This is a genomic window from Cellvibrio chitinivorans (genome assembly GCF_035117775.1).
Lineage (GTDB): Bacteria > Pseudomonadota > Gammaproteobacteria > Pseudomonadales > Cellvibrionaceae > Cellvibrio > Cellvibrio chitinivorans.
On sequence record NZ_JAYKKN010000004.1, the window covers coordinates 326,664 to 346,867 of the forward strand.

Sequence of the window (20,204 nt, forward strand, 5' to 3'; positions counted from 1 at the left end):
TATCAATCCTAATTTCTTATATGGCCTGCTCAACCAAGGCATCAGCCAGTGCGAGCTGGGTGGTTTGGGCGTTTTGGAGGTTGATTTTTAGGGTTTCGCAGAGAGCCATTAGCTCATCGACTTTGGCGACTATGCGGTGTTGTTCTTCTAAAGGAGGGATAACAATTGGAATTTCTTTTAATTTAGACGCCTTAACACCGGTTGCAGTCATGCCCGTTGCATTTTCTATTAATTGATTTTGAAATTGCGCAGACATAATTGCTATTCGAATAAATCTTGCTAAATCCGGTTCATGTAATTGAAAGCAAATGACACGCTGTGCAAGAGCAAATTTATCTTCGATATCAACAAGAGCAACATTTCCAAGTGGTGCCTCTGTTGTGAATAAAATGTCATTTAATCTTGGGTAGCCACGAGTCATCCAAACTTCATAATCACTTTCGGTAATATATTCAGCAGGATCACGATCAATGTACCCGAACCTTACATTCTTGGCCGTAATTAACGGAATACCAGATTCTACTTTTGTTGGTGTTTTTCCACGATAATCAATAAATTTTGCTAAATTTCCAAGTCTTGCAAACTCCCAACCGTGCGGCAATTGTATGTAGTGCTCACTTTCATCAATGCACTCTTCAGCAGTAGTCCTTAATCGCTCTTCGATCTCTAATCGATTTTTTTCGGCGGCGATTTTTTTGAGGAGTTCGCTGGCGGGTTCGTCGGTGGGGTTTTGTGGGAAGAGTTTACCCATTACGGCTAATTGCAGAATGGTTTGTTTGAGTTGGTCGATGCTGTGTTCGGTGGTGAATAAGGTATCGAAGTGGGTGGCTATGCGTTGCCAGTTATTTTGTAGTTCGGTGTGGTCGCTGCTGTTGGTTAAGGTGGCGAGCAGTGCTTCTACGAGCTGTGCGTGTGCGGCGATATTGTCGCTTTGGGTTTGCTCTAATTGATCGCAGAATGCCATAAGCTCATCGACTTTGGCGACTATGCGATGTTGTTCTGCGAGTGGGGGAAGTAGAAGTTCAACAACTCTTACTTTATCTGCATTCAAGTTTAAAACTACGGCTCCCGCAGCAGCCTTTTTAAAGGATCTAAAGATAAATGGTGACGAGAGCAGGTAGTATAGGAAATTTTTATCTAGCTCTTTTGGTGGACTAATTCTTAACCATCCGTCATGTATACAGCCTTCAATTTGGGTTATATACGGACGTCCAAAACTCATTGAGTTCGTTAATAAAAAATCCCCTGGATAAACCATTCTGGTTTTTACCAAACCCTCTTTCCTAATTTTTTCAGCGGTTGACGTAATATATTTTCCGCCAATATCTGAATCGCCAATTTTTATCCAATTGATTCCATCTGGGGCATTTGTTAAAAAGTCTTGTATTGGACGTGGTGAGCCTCCTCGCTCAATGGTACAAATATTCCCAAAACTTACCATCTCCCAACCAGCCGGCAAATCAAATGGTTCGTCATCTGAGTTAATAGAAACTGGCACGTCCTTTTTTATTGTCCCAGATTTTTCTGACTCGGCAATATCATGAGCAATTCGCTTTAGTAACTCGCTGGCCGGCTCATCATTAGCATCCTGCGGCACCAATTTTCCGCGCACTGCCAATTCCAAAATCAATTCACGCAGTTTTTTAATGCCGTACAAATCCAGCTTATTGCTACTGCCACGGCCTACTCCACTTCGGGTTTTGTGGGCAGCGGTCCAAATATCCAAATGTTGGGTAATAATTTGTTGTGCGCTCATTAGTTCTTACCTTCTAATGCTGCACTTAAAATGGATTTTAGTTGGTTGCGCAAGCCTTGAATGTGCGCTTGTTGCTGCGCATAGGTTTTCAACAATTCATCTGGATCATGACTGATTTGTTCGCCCACATGGGGGTTTTTAATGTCGAGGTTGTAGTTGCGGGCAATAATTTCCTCAAGGCTAACTTTCCATGCCTGCTCGTTCTCGACACGGTTTTTGCGCTTGGCTTTTACAGATTGCTTTTTGCCTTCGCCCCACCATTCTGCACAGGCAGAAAAGTCATCCAGCTTCATGGGTTTGGTTTTGTTGAAGGCTTTTACTCCGGCAGGCAGTGGAACCTCGTAATACCAAACCTCTTTTGTTGGCGTGCCTTTTTCAAAAAATAGAATATTGGTTTTAATGCCGGTGTAAGGCGCGAATACGGAATTGGGCAAGCGCACTACTGTGTGCAAGTTGCAGGTATCTAACAACAACTTTTTAATTTTGGTTTTTACTCCTTCACCAAAAAGCGTACCGTCTGGCAGAACTACAGCGGCGCGGCCATTTTCTTTGAGCACTTCAATAATTAACTGCAAAAACAAATCTGCTGTTTCGCGGGTTTGCATTTCGGCAGGGAAGTTCTTTTCTATGCCGTCTTCTTCTGTACCACCAAATGGCGGGTTGGTGATGATGACATCTTTTTGTTCGTCGTCATCCCAACTGGAAAGTGGTTTATTTAGGGTGTTTTCATGATTAATTTGTACTGGAACTTCTATGCCATGAAGTAACATATTAGTAGTGCAAAGTAAGTGCGGTAATTGCTTTTTCTCTACGCCGTGAATTTGTTGTTGCAATATGGCATGGTCTTCACCACCGTTTACGTAGTTGTTTTTAACATGGTCGAAGGCGCAACTTAAAAAGCCACCAGTGCCGCATGCAGGGTCGAAGATTGATTCACCGAGTTTTGGGTCGATCATCTCCACAATAAAACGAGTCACGGCTCGCGGGGTATAAAATTCACCGGCGTTACCAGCGCTTTGTAAATCTTTTAAAATTTGCTCGTATAAGTCACCAAATAAATGGCGCTCTTCTTTTTTGGTGAAGTCTATTTCGTTGAGCTTGTTAATCACCTGGCGCAGCAAGGTGCCGTTTTTCATGTAGTTAAAAGCATCGCTAAAGGCTTCTTTGGCTACAAAGCCGCGTGGGTTTGAGCGAATGGGGGCTGCCATATCTTTTAACTTGGGGAACAATTCCCAGTTAACAAAATTAAGTAACTCTTCGCCCGTTATGCCTTCTGGGTCTGCCGCCCAATTGCGCCAGAGGTATTTTTGTGGAATGGGCGCTTTGTAGGCATCCTCTTGTTCAAATTCCAGAATTTCTTCTTGGGCATCAAATATTTTTAAAAATAATAGCCATGAGAGTTGGCCTAGGCGTTGGGCATCGCCATCGACACCCGCATCTTTACGCATAATGTCTTGAATGGATTTAACTACGGATGATATGGACATATTACTTAGTAACTCTTATGTGAATACTCGCACAAAGCGGGTATGGATTTTTTTAGGCGCTGGCTTGCTCATTGCTGTAAAGCGCGGCTTCTAATTCGGTAATAGCTTGTTCGTATTCTTTTTTGCTACCGAAGGCATTTTTTACAATCTCTAATGGTGTGCCGAATTGATCCAGTGGTTTTACTTTTAACACGTTAATGGATTCAATTTCGGTTACACCTATATCGGCGTATTTATCTAAGAGTGCATTTAATACGTTTTGCGCGGCGGCAGAATACTTGGTGAAGTAATTTCGTTTTTTTACATTTTCAGCACGTTCGCGGCGCGTGAGTGCGGGCTGGTCAAAGGCAACGTGACAAATTAAATCGAAGGGGTCTAGGTCACGGCTTACATCTTCTTCTAAGGCTTGCCAAATAACGCCTTCGGCTTCCAACTCGTTAATGATGGCTTGTTTGCGTTCGCTGCATTGCCAGGTTTTTATAAAATCATTTAAGGAGGCGAATTGTTTTTTAATGGTGTTACGGGTGTAGTCTTTGAAAGATTCTGTGACCAGCTTGCCATCAGTATCGTAATACTGCACACGCTCGGCAATTTTGGTGACGGTAACGCCAGATACGCGGTATTTAACGTAGCGTTTGCCTTCTTCATCTTCGATTGGGCCATCGCCGAGCCCATTGTTTACATCATAAAGAGCTTGGGGTTCTTTGACTTCGTTACCGCTGTTGTCATCGAGTGCGGCTTCTGCCTCTGCTTGTTCTTCTTGCGCGCTGGCGAGTTCGTCATCGAAGGTTGAGTCTTCTAAGTCGATAACATCTTCTGCGGTCGTTACCATCACTTTTTCGGGAACGCCGTCAAAACTTGGGTCTGCAAATAATTCCGTGGCTTTTTTGAAATCTAAAATGGTGAACCAGAGTTTGTTGTAGCGATCATCAATACGTGTGCCACGGCCAATAATTTGTTTGAACTTGGTCATGGATTGAATATTTTGATCGAGCACGACAAGCTTGCAGGTTTTGGCATCCACACCCGTGGTCATTAATTCTGAAGTGGTGGCGATAACGGGGTATGCGCGCTTAGGATTGATGAAGTTATCTAACTGCGCTTTACCGAGTTCATCATCGCCGGTAATTTTCATTACGTACTTGTCGTTCTTTTGCATCTGCTCTGGGTTTAGGTTTACCAGTGCGCGGCGCATACGTTCGGCGTGGTCTATGTCGTTACAAAACACAATGGTTTTTGCCATTGGGTCGGTGCGTTTTAAATAGGCGGTAATGGTTTCGGCCACTAATTGCGTGCGCTCGTCAATCACCATTGTGCGATCAAAATCTTTTTGATTGTAAATGCGGTCTTCAATTAGCTCGCCGTTTTTATCGACTTGGTTTTTGGTGGGTCGCCAGCCTTGTAGGTCTACATCTAAATCAACACGCACCACTTTGTAGGGCGCGAGAAAGCCATCTTCAATACCCTCTTTAAGTGAGTAGGTATAAACGGGGTCGCCAAAGTAATCGGTATTGGAAACTTCATCGGTTTCTTTAGGTGTTGCGGTTAAACCAATTTGGGTGGCGCTGGTAAAGTATTCCAAAATTTCACGCCATGCGCTGTCTTCGGCGGCGCTACCACGGTGGCACTCATCGATAACAATTAAATCGAAAAAATCGCGACCAACTTGTTTGTAGGCTTTTTGAGATTCTTCTGGGCCGGTTAATGCTTGGTATAAGGCCAAGTGAATTTCATAGGCGGGGTCAATCTCGCGGCCAGTTACTTTGGTCATGGCTTGGCCGAAGGGCTGGAAATCATTTATGCGGGTTTGATCCACCAGAATATTGCGGTCGGCCAAAAACAAAATGCGTTTTTTCTGGCGAGACTTCCATAAGCGCCAAATAATTTGAAAGGCGGTGTAGGTTTTACCTGTACCGGTTGCCATAACCAACAAAGCGCGGTTTTGGCCTGAGGATACCGCCTCAATGGTTTTGTTAATGGCTTGTAATTGGTAATAGCGCGGGGCTTTGCCGCTGCCATCATCGTAATAGTCTTGGGTGATTACAGGCAATTGCGCTTGGGTGAAGCCCTTCCATACACAGAATTTTTGCCAAAGCTGTTCTGGTGTGGGGAATTCGCTGAGGGTGATTTCAGATTCAATCAAGCCGGTGCTGTTGGTTTTGTCATGGAAGATAAAACCATCGCCATTAGAGGCGAATACAAAAGGGACATCGAGCAAGCGGGCGTAATCTAACCCTTGTTGAATGCCTTTGCCGACTTCGTGCTTGTTGGCTTTGGCTTCAATCACCGCCAGCGGCAGGTTGGGTTTGTGGTAGAGGACGATATCGGCAGATTTAACGGTTTTACGAACACCCATGTTGCCGCGCACAATGACCTTTCCATCGCGCAGCTTCACTTCCTGACGCAGTTGGGTCATGGAATCCCAGCCTGCTTGGTCAATGGCTGGGAGTATGAACTTGGTGATTATGTCCGTTTCGGTTAAGTGCTTTTTGTCCATCAATTATTTTCCAACCTAACTGCGTTCGCGGTTACATACATACAATTCTATTTAGGTCGGCAATATAACATTCACCTCTAGAGATACAAACTACGTCACGTTACAAGAGAAAAGCGGTTACATTTTAATCAGCACAACATGCATTCAACCAACCGCCCGATACCAAAAAGACAACAATAGCCAAAAGCTATATAACAGAAAAGCCCAAATCTCTTGGCGAAATAGCATTTTGCTTCTGTCCTGAATGCTCACGAATCTGCTCTACCAACTTTGCTTTATCATCCGTAAAGACAATAGCTTGTTGTCTTGCCCTACTTATTGCGACATATAAAGCCTGTTGAGATGCAAGATTTCGGCGATAACTTTCAGCATGATATAAAACCCTATCGCAGGTTTTTCCTTGCGCCGCATGCACAGTTGTAATGTAATCATAATTCCAGTGCTGCGAGCGGCGGCTATTTAGGTCAATGATCCGTGTTGTACCGTCGACCAAAACCAATTCTGCCAATGCCTGACTGTGATCTATTTTTTTAACAAGCATTCTCGATCCATTGTGGAACCCAAGCCCCCTATCATTCACCGCCCATATCAGCTTATCTCCTACCGATAGCTCACTGGATGACGGACGAAATATCTGTGATTTTGCACCCCATACCGATGGGTTCAAGATGACTTCACGACCATCCACACTAACCAAATGGATTGTTCCTCTATTTGCATTCGTGCTCTTAACCTCCCAATAAGAGCCTTTGTCAATTTTATGTACCTTGTAATGACCCGAGAAATACACCAGATCTCCAACCTGATAATTTAATGGATCTTGAGCTGCGGCATGAGTGAGGTCTAGTCTCTCTAATCTGGCCACCCTAAGGCCATTGCTTGCAAGTTCCCCTGATAACTTCAGGCGCTCGCGAAGACATTGCGTTAATTGATCGCGCCCCTCTCGACTTGGATCAATCAATAACGTGGCTTCGCGCTCGCTGGCGTCTAACGCCATGTAGTAATCAACGATCTGGCGGTGTCTATCATCCGCTTTACCAGTCAATTCAATGACTGCACCACCACCGTTTTCAAGTGATCTAATTGCGTTAAAAACGTCACCATCAATTGACTGACAAACGGAATCCAATAGCATTGGATTTTCTTGCCTGACTATTTCGTCCATGACGTAGTTTCTAATCCCACTATCTTGTAACTGTTGGAATGCTGCCCCTGCCTCTACAGACCCCAACTGTTTTACATCACCAACAAGAACAACCCGTGCATTCTCAACGATTGCTTTTTCCAAAAGGCTCGACATATCTTTCGTAGCTACCAAGGACGCCTCATCCACCAACCATAGTTTATTAGTGGTAACTGAATTATCGGGTTGATATTTGAGTAGATGAGCGGCAAGAGTTTTGACAGATCCAATATTGGCACCGTCCGCCAATGATTCGCATGCAGATACCGAAGGTGCAATCCCCATGACGTCGTAGCCACGTGCCTTATATTCCTGAGCAATCGTTCTTAATATGGTTGAGGTTTTAGCAGTCCCTGCCGCACCTTGTATTGAAACAAACTGATCGGCGCTAGATAGCACTCCTCGTAGAACCGATTTATAGCCGGCAGACCAACCACCAAAACCATCCTCAATACTTTTAGCATCTGCATTGCGAATAATTCTAGCTATGTCGCTTGGAGAAAAAGCAGGCATGAACTTTCCATGCCCAGACTTCAATCTAGCAAGCATTGTCTCTTCTTGCTGGACGATTTGCGGAGTAGTAAACCCCTCCAGATTTTGCCAGCACTGATGCTGGGCAGAGTAACTTTTAACCGCCCTTGTACTGATTAAAAGTTTTTTCTCTTTTGCGTTGCCTACACCCGAATTTACAGCTGATCTACTGATTCCATATCCAACCGCTAATTTATTCAATTCTGATACTAGTGCATCTTCACTGAAAATCGCATCACGCTCGCTAAGCGAACTGATGACCTGTTTGACCAGGGCATCTAACTGCATTTCTCTTTCGATAGACCGGTGAAGCGACCAATTAGATGTGACTGTCTTGTCTTTTGATGTCTGTACGAAATTTTCAGCGCTAAAGCTATGCGATTGCGCAATATCCGTCCATTGCTGAAGCAATTGTTTCCTATCAACGTATTTTTTAGTGTTGCGGTCTTCATGTGCAAGTTTCTCTTTTATGGCTGACGAGGCATCCTCCCGGCTCAATCCCAGGTCTAACAATTTTTGATTTATTTGTTCTGTCCGCTGACTAAAAGAACGCAACAACTCTTCAGGTATGCCAGCTATTTCAAAATTTGCATCGCTGGTTCGCTCTAGCGAGTACCCCATTTCAACCAATGCCGCTGCTAGCGATTGGCGATAAACCAATCCTGCTTCTTTTTGTAATGCGTAAAAATGCCGACTCTCTAGGCTGCGCCATTGCCCATCCGTACGTAATGTTGCATTAACTACGACGGCATGAGTATGTAACTGAGGATCTAAACTGCGACTAGTATCATGTCGAAATTTGGCTACCAACAGATTACCCGTCGCAACCTGTTCACAATGGTCTTCACCTGAGACATCCCTCGTATGTAGTCGAGTATAGGCCGCTGATTTCTCTAAATACTCCAACGCCTCATTAACTGCCATTTCATGAGCAGCTATTACTCGATCATCACCACAAACTAATGCGGCAATAGATACAGATTTAGACGGTGAAAACTGCAAATCCCAACCTGATTTATGCTCACGCTCACCGTTGCGATGAACACCGATAATTGCACCGGCCACATCTCCATTCAGGTATCGGCAAAACCGCTCGGCATCAACACGCTGACCTGCAATACCTAATTTGTTAGCACCACCTCCCACCCACTCAGATGGGCAGGACTCATCAGACAGGTAATAATCAGCATGATCTCCCTGCTCAAAATAGGTAGCAGCATGTTCAGCCGATCGAATAGGAGCCAGAGTCATCATCTAAACTAAAAGCTTTTGTATCTATCGATCAATTTTGAAACACGCTCTCGTAACTCATCACCTGACAACTTTGAACCAGAGCACTGAGCCGCATCAGCAGCTAAAATTCGCGAGGCAGTAGCCGCATGCAATACAGCATCCAAATAAGCCTCTAATTTATCCAGCCGATTACAAAGCTGATCATTTTGCATAGTTAATGCTCTCTCGATAAGAACTCTAGCTGCCAGACTTTGGCTGAGACCACGTTGCGCCGCAAAGCTGTTTATATCTGAATGCATCTGTTTATCGCAGTGCAGTTGAACTCTATAGGAATGTAGTTTGCTCATGTTTGACTCGCCATTGAGTCACCTCACGCCCACCCGAATATCAAATTGAGTCACATACGAGTCAACACAAAAAAATGACCCGAGTCACCCACCCTTGAGATTTTTTGCTAGTGAATTTTAACTCCACGAGTGTGCGTGAGGTGTCCACAGTATTTATCGCAGAATTGCGATAAATACTGTGTGTTAAATTTGAACCACAGTTATACTGTGGGGTCGTTGACATTAGCAGTAGACTTAATTCCAACATGCTTTTCAGTTGCAGGTTGAATCTCATCTAACTGGCACTCAGCCAACCGGATTAACCGTAAGACCGCATCCTCCACGTGCTCATTAAATGGAAAAGAAACACCTGCTTTTTCTGCTCGCCGCTCAATATTTTCAAGCCTCAAAGCAATTTCAGAGGAAACCATAAAACTCATTTTCTGTTTTATTGATGCCGCTTTTGATTGAAATAAATGTTTAGCCATAGTGAACCTCCTTAAATTTCATCTAAAACAGATGACGCAAGTGGCTGAGCGTTATCCAAATTCAATTTAGAGGGCTTATGAATATCGCTGCCATTTATTGAATTTTGCTTTATTGTTAATGAGAGCCTATTTTTCAGCCTGATAAGCGGAATTCTCAATCGACCCCAACCAATGTCCGCGAATTTTATAAATCCAACAAGGTCTGGCAGAGATGAAATCTCGCTGGGTAAAACTGTCCGTTTTGTCTCTTGAAGTTTTTGTATGGATGAGCTGCCCTGTGAATTAGTAGTAGTTTGTTCCCGTACCGATTCTGCATCACCAATTGTTCGACTGAGATAATCAGACGTTTCAGGATCAGGCGTTCTCAAAATTACATTCAATCCAGCACTTCCGAGGATACTTAAGGCTTCATCCTTTCCATAGATACTGTAAAGTTGATGAATATTTTGAATGCCAAGCATGAGGCTCAAGCCATATTTTCTCCCTCTGGCTAATGCATCCATTAAAACATCAATTTTTCCATTAGCAGCAAGCTCATCCAATATCAGTCGAACATTTCTAGTGCTGCTTTCTGGTAACCCGAGCGCTGAACGTGCAAGAATTTCTATCCATGCAGCCCGCAATTGCGCTGTTGCTAATTTTGTGAGATCGTCATAAACAATCCACAACCACCCTCCACTCCTATGATTTTGAATCCAGCGCCGAAGGCTGAAGGCGTCCTCGCCGGCATCTGGATCAAGCAAATCTAAAAACGACAAATTCTGACTCAAAATGCTTTGCACATTGCCCAACATCCGTTCATTACCAGCTTCAAACAACCTCTGTGCAGATGTACCATGCACTAGCACTCTTAACTCATCCGTACTTGCAATTTTGATGTAATAGTTCAGCTCTCTATTAGTGCGCTGATTTGTTCTCCAACACTCAGACAAAAACACAGTTAGCAGCTCTCGTGCATAGCCATTCCATGTTCTGGCCTCACCAACACCCGAGGAAATAAGAGCGCTCGCCAAAGCTGCACACTCAATTAAATTTTCAATCTCTGAAAATGGAGACCACTGCTGACTCCCTTCTACATTAACTGATAAAATTTGATCTCCCCGCATGGCCAATTTCTTGCAAATCTCTCCTCCCACATCCATTGAAACGACACGATCTGACCGATGTCTAATTGAATGAAGGAAACCTAAAATTAACTGGGTTTTTCCTGATCCTGGCTCTCCAAATATCGCCATCGAACGATTTTCAAGTTTTGAGGGAAGATAATACTGCCCTAGCCCAGGTGCGATTTTTGCTCGACCGGCCGACCTAAGTTTCCTAACCATTTCCGATTCAGGTAACAACTCCGACCCTCGTAAAATACGAGATGGTGATCTCATCACAAATGAGAAAACCAAAATCACCCACGCAAAAATAGCCCCAGCAACAAAAGCACTCCAGCTGGCCATAACATCCGAGTTCTGTACCAAATAGGGATAATTTTTAGCTATCGTTCTAATAACATTTCTAAACCATTCAAAACCATATAACTCCCTAAAAAGCGCTGGTAAAAAAGAAAATCCAAAGCAGGTAACGATCAAAATAAGAACTAAAGCGATAGCTGAAAGCCATCTCTCTAGCCACCAAAGAATGATCAGTGGAATAAGCGCACCCAATGCGCACAAAATTTGAACGAAAAGTACAGATAAAATAAATTGTTCCATTATTAATTCCCCCCTCTATCCGAAAAATTTTTCTCAATCCATTCATTTACGGTAGATTCCGACCATCTCCGAATAGATGTTCCGGGAACAAATTTAGGGGGTGGAAAAACTCCAGATTGCTGCCATCGCCAAAGTGTGGTCGGTGATATACCTCCAAGTTTTTTACAGACATCGGATTGATTGAGTAACGTTTCATGCATTTTCTGCCCTCCTCTAGAGCGTTGAATAAAGTGCACAAACACATTACTGCTGCTAAAGTTCTGTTGCGCTACAGGAAGTTCCAAAAAAACGTACCGAGGTAATATTGTTTGAAAACTCGCCTTTGCTTAAGTAAAACCACCATTGCCTATTTCGAAGAGAGAAATATCCCCCTTCCAACCCGGAGATACCCTGAAGAGCTAATATTGTCATTGATAAATATTCGAGATCAGTTAAATCTATTGAAAAAGCAAAGGGTTTCTATTTGTCAAACCTCAGCCAAATGCAAAGGTAAATCCCCATCAGCCTGGACTTACCTTTTGGGACTTGAAATTACGGAGAGCAACCAAGAAACACTCAAAAAATTTGGCATACCAAACGATTTTGGATTATTTGTGAAGGAAAGGTGCGAAGGCAGCCTACGTAGAGCGCGAGATGAAATTAGAATGATATTAAGGAAGGTTGATGACTTAACATCTTTTGAAGATTTACATATAGCCCATGATTTCTTATATAACTTATTTTTAATGGTCGAACCTTCTATACGAAGAGACAATACAGAAGATAAAAAAAAGCCTATTGTTTTCTGTACTTTTTGCCACAGACCCACCACATCCAGCTACTGCAATATTCACACTAAAATAAAACCCTCAATGCGATTGATTGATAAAAATAAGAAAGACCAATACACCACCCTAAAGGAAATATTTAATCGTGCCTTAGATCACATACAAAAAGATCGATCTAAGATTCCATCAATGCATTTCCATTATGGTGAAAATGCGTGGTTTCTTGAGCCTATAGAGTTAAATGAAGTTACCACATCAAAACCAAAAATAAACACCGCAAAGATTGCTGATTATCTAATAAGATGGGCGCGCCATAATGATTTTCACGTAGCATTTAATAAACGCGTAAATAGAATAATGGAGCAATATAAAAAGGACGAGTGGGATGAAACCAATATTGAATGCATTCTGAAAATTATTGAATCATCTCAAAAGTATCCACACATGAGACATATCATAAAACCTCCCTCTATGCGATTCATAAAAAGCAAATGGCAACCAAATAATGTAGTAGAGATTCTTAAAGAAGTATTGGGTTATAACTACAATGAAACCATATCCCCCGAAGATTTCGCCCTATCTATCAAGCGGATATCCATGATGAATTTGATTGCTATATCATCCAAGAAAAAACATAAGTTGCATAAAAAAATACTGAACAAGAGCTATTACTATAAAGAATTTTTAGAGCAGTATTACTCGGTATCAGCTCAGACCTAAAAAGGCATTCACATTATGTGTACTAGATCAGACCTGAGCTGACAGTTACCGGTTTTTAAGAGTGCCTGTCAGTTTAGATTTGAGCTAAATTATTTTCAGCCTAAACCTTCTTGCCATCCAGCAAAGTTTCCAGTGGTGTGCGACCACAGCAAACCTTGCCTTGATGAGTTCGTTCATTGCTGTAGTATTTCATCCATTCGTCCAGATCCTTTTGCAATTCTTCCAGTGTTGCATAATTTTTTTTGCGAAACGTCACCTGATAAAACTCTTGTAGTATCGTTTTATGGAAGCGCTCACAGATGCCATTCGTTTGCGGCGACTGCGCTTTTGTTTTCGTGTGATCAATATCATTGATAGCGAGATACAGCTGATAATCGTGCTGATCCATTCGGCCGCAATATTCCGTACCACGATCAGTGAGAATTCTCAGCATAGGCAGTTGCTGTTGAGTAAAAAATGGCAGGACTTTATCGCTGAGAAGATCAGCTGACGTTATCGGTGTTTTGCTTGTATAGAGCTTGGCGAATGCCACTTTGCTATAGGTATCTACAAACGTTTGCTGATATATCCGGCCTACGCCTTTGAGATTTCCTATATAAAACGTATCTTGCGAACCAAGATAGCCAGGATGATGTGTTTCAATTTCACCGGAGGCTTCATCATCAATCTTCTTGCGTTCTAACGCGGCAATCTGGCTATCCGTAGTAGGATGCCTTCTTTGGCAACCTTCTCTTCCAACGCCTGCAATCGCTTTTTAAAACTCTCGACACCATGCCTCAACCAAATTGAGCAAACACCACTACCGGATATGAAAATACCTGTTTTGCGTAATTCATTGCGGGTTCGATGCTGACCATGTGCAGGCTGTTCAACGGCATAATCAAGAACAGCTTTCTCAATAGTAGGATCAATACGGTTTTTAAGATTGGGAGTGGACTTGCTTTGGCTTATCAGTGCATCCACTCCGCCTTCCTGAGCTAACTCTTGGTAACGATAGAAAGTGTCGCGAGAAAAGCCCATTACTTTGCAGGCTTTAGATACATTGCCAAGCTCTTCCGCCAAATTCAGCAGGCCAGCTTTGTGTTTTATGATTGGATTGTTAGTATGTAGCATGAGAGTTACCTTTGTGGTTTTGTTTTAGGATTCGCCCCCATATTCAAAACCGGTAACTCTCTTCTTTCAAGTTGAAGTGTCAGATCAGGTCGCGACTAGTACACGTTACTCAATATTCTCATATCTACATCAAATTGCACACTGCATTGAATTAGAGAACGGTTTATAAAACAATTTCTGCAATAACGCTTGCTATTTTAGCAGGTGTTTTTTGCTTATTTGGCATGTTAACTAATCAAATAAGTTATTTCCCTTTGCATATTGTAATAAGATCTTCTTGCATCTTAATGAGACGTTGCTTGTCTTCTGGATTTCCCATATCCAACTGAGATTTGAAACTATTCAAATAATTTTCACTATGAACCAAGCAACCATATGCTTTTGCGGCCGCAACTTTTGCTTCACCATCATGTTCGTAATAATTTTTCATTCCCTCCGTCAGATGCTGGGCGGCAACACCCGTAGAAAAAACCTTTCCTAAAGCTAATCCTGTATCTGCTTTTACGTTGGCATTTCCACCATTGGCTTCAGTTACTGTTTTAGTATTCGCATCAAAACTTCCGAACACAGAATACGCATCTTGTTTATTATTATCTAATCCGGCGATGTTAAAAGCATTTAGTAGCTTTGATGCATCAATACTATCAAAAGCTAATCTTGCAGAATTAAGATTTTTTTCTGCTACTTTAACCGCATCTTCAGCTGCGGTAACTTCTTTTGATTTTGTAAGACGCTCTAGCTTTATTTGTGCATCGTTGTCGCTATTAGTAGGTGGATTAATTTTATCAAATGCTTCCTTTGCTGCCACTGCCGCCTTAAACTTTATTTGCGCATCTGAAAGCGCTTTATTGGCTATATCCCTGCTTGCCCCTATACCTTTAAATTCTTCTAGATGTTTTTTGGCTTCTTTAATCTCATCGCTTTCGCTTCTTGAATCTTCCACCTTATTGTTTCCAGCTATGGTCAACAATTTATATATTTCATTAGTACAATTAACATTTGAATTGGCTTTCGTGTTTGAATTGGCTTCTGTATTGATTGTTGTGTCTGTTTTATCAGAAGAATCGACATCTCCATAATCAAAGTCGCACGACTTAGCGACAGCAACAGGAACATATGCTGCATCAACCTGCTTGTACCCAACATTTACTGAAAGACCAGGTTGTTCTGTAGCAGTTGCAGAAATGTCAATTCCCACAACAGATTTAGACGAATAAACAAGTGGAGCCTGCTCTAACGGCGCACACCCTGTAAATATGATTATGCAAATTAAGAGTGTTAAGTACCTTTCTGAAATAACCATGATTGCCCATCCTTTGATGCTATGCACAGTGAGTTGATTTCTGATGTGTTGTCTTTAAGCTGTTGCTTTATGCTATTTAGCTCATTAACTGTTTCCACCAAAATGAGCAGATTACATTTGGAAGGATCTGGAAATTTTGATACAAATTCACTTATATATCCTAGGCCCACTGAATTGTGGGTTTTAACCACTCCTATTGAGTTAGTCATTACAACTATAGGATTTTGGTTGTCCTTCTCAATCATTACATTTGCGAAACCAAATCGATATTTAATCGACGGTGTTGCTCCATTAACTTTTATAATTGTGCATCCATTAAATAAGAAGCAGCAAATTATAAAAATTACAGACGCTAGCCCCCATTTCCTATACACGGCTAATTTCCCCGCATTACTTTTATTATTTTTTATAGGATAACTATAAATGCCTGTCAATTACACGTAATTACACCGCGCTTAGCTTTAGTCTACTTACATTGCTACAGCTTCCTCAGTCAGTCCTAATCAGCTCTCTATACTCAGAATGCTGACCATCAACTGATTGCGTAACAACCTCAAAAGTGTCCGAGCATCTATAAAGTAGTCTCGTTAAGTTAGTTGAAAATGGGGTTGATGCGAGATCCAATATACATATTCACAAAAAGCAACTTTCTTCTTCCAAAGCGTAGTGTCAGATCAGGCCTGAGCTAGTGCACATTATGCACGCCAACCGCACATTGAGCCGCAAGATAGTATTTATATACATTGGCGCACACTCTACTTATATTGGTGTTCGTCAAGTCGATCAGCCCACTTTTGCAGCCAGACCTTACACTGATCCTCATATCGATGAAGATCATATGTTCCTTCTATTCCTTTTCTGGAATGCCCAAGTATGGCTTCAGCAACTTCACTTGGACATCCAATTCTAGACAATCCAGTTCTCACAGTTCGACGCAAATCATGTGGAGACCAATGCTCTATATCAAGCATTCTTTCACTGGTTCGTAGCTGCCAAGCTTGTTCAGTAATTGACTTTTGCTGGATCGGAAGACCCGTTTTTTGTGAGGGGAACAGATAGTCACCGGTAACCAATTTTAACTGCTTGAGAAAATCTACCGCTTGCATCGGTAGCTGTACGTATCGTTCCACGCCGGTTTTCGTGGCTTTCAAGTGCCAAGTAGCATTACTTAAATCAATATCACTCCATCTGGCATCGCAAATTTCACCAGTACGGCAACCAGTCCACAACGTAAACCTGAGAACATTTTTCTGGGTTGGAGTAAAAACTGACTTTGGAAGCCACTTAAAAAACTGAATCAGCTCAACATCTGATAACACTCGCTTACCTTTATTTGATGTTAATTTAACTCTTGCCTGTTTAAGACTTGATTTTGCCAGCAAAGCAGGATTAGCAAAGCTGTCATCAAAATAGCCAAGTCCGATGGCATACTCATAAGCTGATGACAGCTCCCTGAGAACATTCCCAGCTTGCACATTTGCCCCTCTTTTAACGATCTCCATTACCAAATTAACGATATCCTTTCGAGTTACCTGTTCTGCTGAGTGGTCACCCAGAACCCTCACAGCATCGCCATACAATGTCCTTCTAACTTCAGACTGCCCTTTTCTTTTTCGAGCACCGGCAATGGTCTTTCCGGAAATAACCCGATCCTCAATGTACTGCGTAAGATAAATATCGATAACAGCCTTCAACGTGAAGACTTCTAGCGTCTGCTGCTTAGACACAGCCACTTCGATTGCAGCATCGCGCTTCTCTGTAGCTGGACAGCGCCCCTCTTTTCTTCTCTGCTTTAACTCACGAAGCTGTACTCGTGCTTCAGCTAATGACATCGCAGGAAAGTGGCCAATGTGCACTTGGATTAACTTGCCAGTTTTTGGACTTGTGTAGCGGTAAAAAAATGATTTAGTCCCAGCATTACCGCATGCCACCCTCAAACCTCTGTTTTCTCCGACATCCGCCAAGTCCGAATCTCCGGGGCGCATAGATGCCAAACTGGCCGAGGAAAGTGCCTTTTTCGATTCACTCATTGACTAGCCTCACGAAGTTCATACACGTATCCTTAGATACCTTTTCTATTGTGAGTAGGTTATTTCTATAGGTTTTTAGCTTTCCTCGATGGGACACCATTAAACCTATGTAAATACCTACATTTAATTTTGCAAATGCATGAAATTCCATGCATTACATTGAAAACCAAAGAACACCAGAAACAATATACTTTCCATATAAATTATATACTTAGAGATAAATTTTTGCAGTATGGACAACATTAAAGAAGACCAACACACCCCTATGATGCAGCAGTACTTACGCATCAAAGCCCAGCATAAAGATGAAATCGTGTTTTATCGCATGGGGGATTTTTACGAGCTGTTTTTTGATGATGCCAAACGTGCATCGGAAATTCTGGATATCACCCTCACCGCGCGCGGAAAGTCCAATGGTGAGCCGATTCCGATGGCGGGAATTCCATTTCACTCTGCCGACGGCTACCTAGCCAAATTGGTAAAAGAAGGGATTTCCGTTGCTGTGTGCGAGCAGGTGGGCGACCCGGCGACCACCAAAGGACCGGTTGAGCGCAAGGTGATGCGCATAGTTACCCCCGGTACGGTAAGTGATGAAGCTCTGCTCGACTCGCGCCGCGACAATCTGCTCGTCGCAGTGCATCAAGCTGGTGAGACTTTTGGCATTGCCTCGCTGGATATGGCAAGCGGCCGCTTTTTGGTACTGGAAGTAGAAGGTTTGGAATCGGCGCTCGGTGAGTTGCAGCGTTTAAGTCCGGCAGAATTATTGATCAGCGACCACATCACCACTCCGGCGTTGGTGGAAAATCGCAAAGGTTTGCGTCGTCGCGGCCCATGGGAATTTGATTTGGAAACAGCCGAACGTTTATTGATCCAACAATTTGCCACCAAAGATTTGGCAGGATTTGGCTGCGACCACTTAAAAACTGCAATCTGCGCTGCTGGATGCTTGCTGAGTTACGCGCGTGAAACCCAGCGCACCGCCCTGCCCCATGTGCGCAGTCTTGCGCATGAAAATCGCGATGAAGCGGTGATTATGGACGCAGCTACACGCCGCAATTTGGAGTTGGATATCAACTTAACCGGCGGCGATGAGCACACCTTATTTTCCGTTCTGAATCGCGCCGCCACTAGCATGGGCAGCCGCTTGCTGCGCCGCTGGTTGAATCGCCCACTGCGCGATTTGGATTTATTAATTGGCCGGCAAGATGCTATCGCCGAGTTACAACACAACTACACGTTTGAAATTTTTAATGGAATTTTAAAACGTGTTGGTGATATGGAGCGCATTCTCGGCCGCCTCGCACTGCGTTCTGCGCGCCCGCGCGATTTATCGCGCTTGCTAATGTCGATTGGCACCTACCCTGAACTGCAAAATGAACTCGCGCAAAAAAAATCGTCGCAGTTAAAAAATCTTGCACAACAAATTTCAACCTTTCCTGAATTGGTGGATTTGTTATCGCGCGCGATTATTGAAAACCCACCAGTCGTAATTCGCGATGGTGGTGTAATCGCAGAAGGTTACGACGCTGAATTGGATGAGCTGCGCAATATCAGCACCAACGCCGGACAATATTTATTGGACTTGGAAGTTCGCGAGCGCGAACGCACTGGAATTCCAACGCTCAAGGTTGGGTACAATCGTGTGCATGGCTATTTTATTGAGTTAACGTCGGCACAATCAGAAAAAGCACCAGCAGATTATATTCGTCGCCAAACGCTAAAAAATGCCGAGCGTTACATCACACCAGAATTAAAAGAGTTTGAAGATAAAGCGCTCTCCGCACAGAGCCGCGCACTCGCCCGCGAAAAAGCACTCTATGAAGAATTGATTGATATTTTGAATGTGCATTTGATTCCGCTACAAGATTCTGCCGCAGCCGTTGCAGAGCTGGACGTACTCGCCACACTCGCCGAACGCGCCGATGCGCTCGGCTTCTGTAAGCCGGAATTATCATTGCGCGCCGGAATTAACATAGTTAGTGGACGCCATCCAGTTGTTGAACAAGTCACTAGCGCGCCCTTTGTGCCTAACGATCTGGAATTTAATCCGCAGCGTCACATGCTCATCATCACCGGCCCAAACATGGGCGGTAAGTCGACCTATATGCGTCAGGCTGCGCTGATTACTTTGCTCGCACATATCGGCAGTTTTGTACCTGCGCAAAAAGCGGCGATTGGAATTGTGGATCGCATTTTTACTCGCATTGGCTCTGCCGACGATTTAGCCGGCGGACGCTCGACCTTTATGGTGGAGATGACCGAGACCGCGAATATTTTGCATAACGCCACTGAGCGCAGTTTGGTTTTGATGGATGAAATCGGGCGCGGTACCAGTACATTTGATGGCCTTTCGCTCGCATGGGCTTGCGCAAAACATCTCGCAGAAAAAGTCCGCGCCTTCACGTTGTTTGCCACGCATTATTTTGAAATTACCACGCTGCCAGAAACGGTTCCCGGCATCACCAACGTGCATTTGAATGCAACTGAACACAAAGACAATATTGTGTTCCTGCATAAAGTGCAGGAAGGACCGGCAAGTAAAAGTTATGGTTTGCAAGTAGCCAAATTGGCAGGAATTCCTGCGCAAGTTTTGGCAGAAGCACAACAACAGTTGCTCTTGTTGGAAAATGGCGAACATCCGCATTCCATTAAATCGCACTCGTCCAATACAGCAGCAACGATTTCAACTCCAGTAGCCTCAGTAGCAGCAGCGCCTGAAACAGCCCCCTCAGAAATCCCAGCTGCGCCAGTTGAAATGCAAACCAGTGCGGCATCACCAGCACAATCAGGATTATTTGATACTTTGCCAAATCCTGCATTGGCGGCGCTGCATAAAATTAACCCAGATACTTTATCGCCACGCGAAGCGCTCGATCAGTTGTACAAACTAAAAGAACTTTACGCGCGCGGAAAATGATAGAAATTCATTGGCAATTTCAATATGAGTTATCACTGAAACTGTTAATGAAAAAGAACGATTCTCAGTTACGGTTTTTCGCAGCAATTTGATGCTTTTTCCATGCTGATTCACCGGAAAAAGCCTACCCAAACCAGGCTTTGCTGTTTA

The 20,204-nt window shown here is 43.3% G+C and carries 11 protein-coding genes and 1 pseudogene; 2 read left to right on the forward strand and 10 right to left on the reverse strand.

The window, feature by feature from the left end; all coding sequences use genetic code 11:
- Positions 1-16: 16 nt before the first annotated feature.
- The 7 genes from SPL68_RS13420 to SPL68_RS13450 form a co-directional block, all read right to left on the reverse strand.
- The gene (locus SPL68_RS13420; RefSeq protein WP_323815678.1) at positions 17-1,756 is read right to left on the reverse strand and encodes a restriction endonuclease subunit S; all 1,740 of its coding nucleotides are present in this window, start codon (positions 1,754-1,756) and stop codon (positions 17-19) included.
- Positions 1,756-3,243: an N-6 DNA methylase gene (locus tag SPL68_RS13425; protein WP_323815679.1), complete on the reverse strand. Its 1,488-nt coding sequence runs from the start codon at positions 3,241-3,243 to the stop codon at positions 1,756-1,758. Before SPL68_RS13425 ends, SPL68_RS13420 begins: the two co-directional genes overlap by 1 nt.
- Positions 3,244-3,295: 52 nt before the next feature.
- On the reverse strand, positions 3,296-5,740 hold the full coding sequence (gene hsdR / locus SPL68_RS13430) for an EcoAI/FtnUII family type I restriction enzme subunit R (protein ID WP_323815680.1): 2,445 nt from the start codon (positions 5,738-5,740) through the stop codon (positions 3,296-3,298).
- 187 nt (positions 5,741-5,927) lie between these two features.
- Entirely contained in the window at positions 5,928-8,708 is a 2,781-nt protein-coding gene (gene mobF, locus SPL68_RS13435) for a MobF family relaxase (RefSeq protein ID WP_323815681.1), read from the reverse strand.
- Between the two features lie 5 nt (positions 8,709-8,713).
- On the reverse strand, positions 8,714-9,034 hold the full coding sequence (locus SPL68_RS13440; RefSeq protein ID WP_323815682.1) for a hypothetical protein: 321 nt from the start codon (positions 9,032-9,034) through the stop codon (positions 8,714-8,716).
- 200 nt (positions 9,035-9,234) lie between these two features.
- Complete coding sequence (locus SPL68_RS13445) at positions 9,235-9,501, reverse strand: hypothetical protein (RefSeq protein WP_323815683.1); 267 nt, start codon at positions 9,499-9,501, stop codon at positions 9,235-9,237.
- An 11-nt stretch (positions 9,502-9,512) separates the two neighbouring features.
- Complete coding sequence (locus SPL68_RS13450) at positions 9,513-11,204, reverse strand: type IV secretion system DNA-binding domain-containing protein (protein WP_323815684.1); 1,692 nt, start codon at positions 11,202-11,204, stop codon at positions 9,513-9,515.
- Between the two features lie 308 nt (positions 11,205-11,512).
- Between SPL68_RS13450 and SPL68_RS13455 the strand changes: the two genes are divergently transcribed.
- Positions 11,513-12,691: a hypothetical protein gene (locus tag SPL68_RS13455; RefSeq protein ID WP_323815685.1), complete on the forward strand. Its 1,179-nt coding sequence runs from the start codon at positions 11,513-11,515 to the stop codon at positions 12,689-12,691.
- A 100-nt stretch (positions 12,692-12,791) separates the two neighbouring features.
- Here SPL68_RS13455 and SPL68_RS13460 read toward each other — a convergent pair.
- The 3 genes and pseudogenes from SPL68_RS13460 to SPL68_RS13470 form a co-directional block, all read right to left on the reverse strand.
- Positions 12,792-13,804, reverse strand: a pseudogene (locus tag SPL68_RS13460) (IS481 family transposase).
- A 244-nt stretch (positions 13,805-14,048) separates the two neighbouring features.
- Positions 14,049-15,107: a hypothetical protein gene (locus tag SPL68_RS13465; RefSeq protein WP_323815686.1), complete on the reverse strand. Its 1,059-nt coding sequence runs from the start codon at positions 15,105-15,107 to the stop codon at positions 14,049-14,051.
- Positions 15,108-15,862: 755 nt separating this feature from the next.
- Positions 15,863-17,137 carry a tyrosine-type recombinase/integrase gene (locus SPL68_RS13470; protein WP_323815687.1) on the reverse strand — a complete coding sequence of 425 codons (1,275 nt, stop codon included), beginning with the start codon at positions 17,135-17,137 and terminating at the stop codon, positions 15,863-15,865.
- 232 nt (positions 17,138-17,369) lie between these two features.
- Here SPL68_RS13470 and mutS point away from each other — a divergent pair, with 232 nt between their 5' ends.
- The gene (gene mutS / locus SPL68_RS13475) at positions 17,370-20,054 is read left to right on the forward strand and encodes a DNA mismatch repair protein MutS (protein ID WP_323815688.1); all 2,685 of its coding nucleotides are present in this window, start codon (positions 17,370-17,372) and stop codon (positions 20,052-20,054) included.
- The last annotated feature ends 150 nt before the right edge of the window (positions 20,055-20,204 follow it).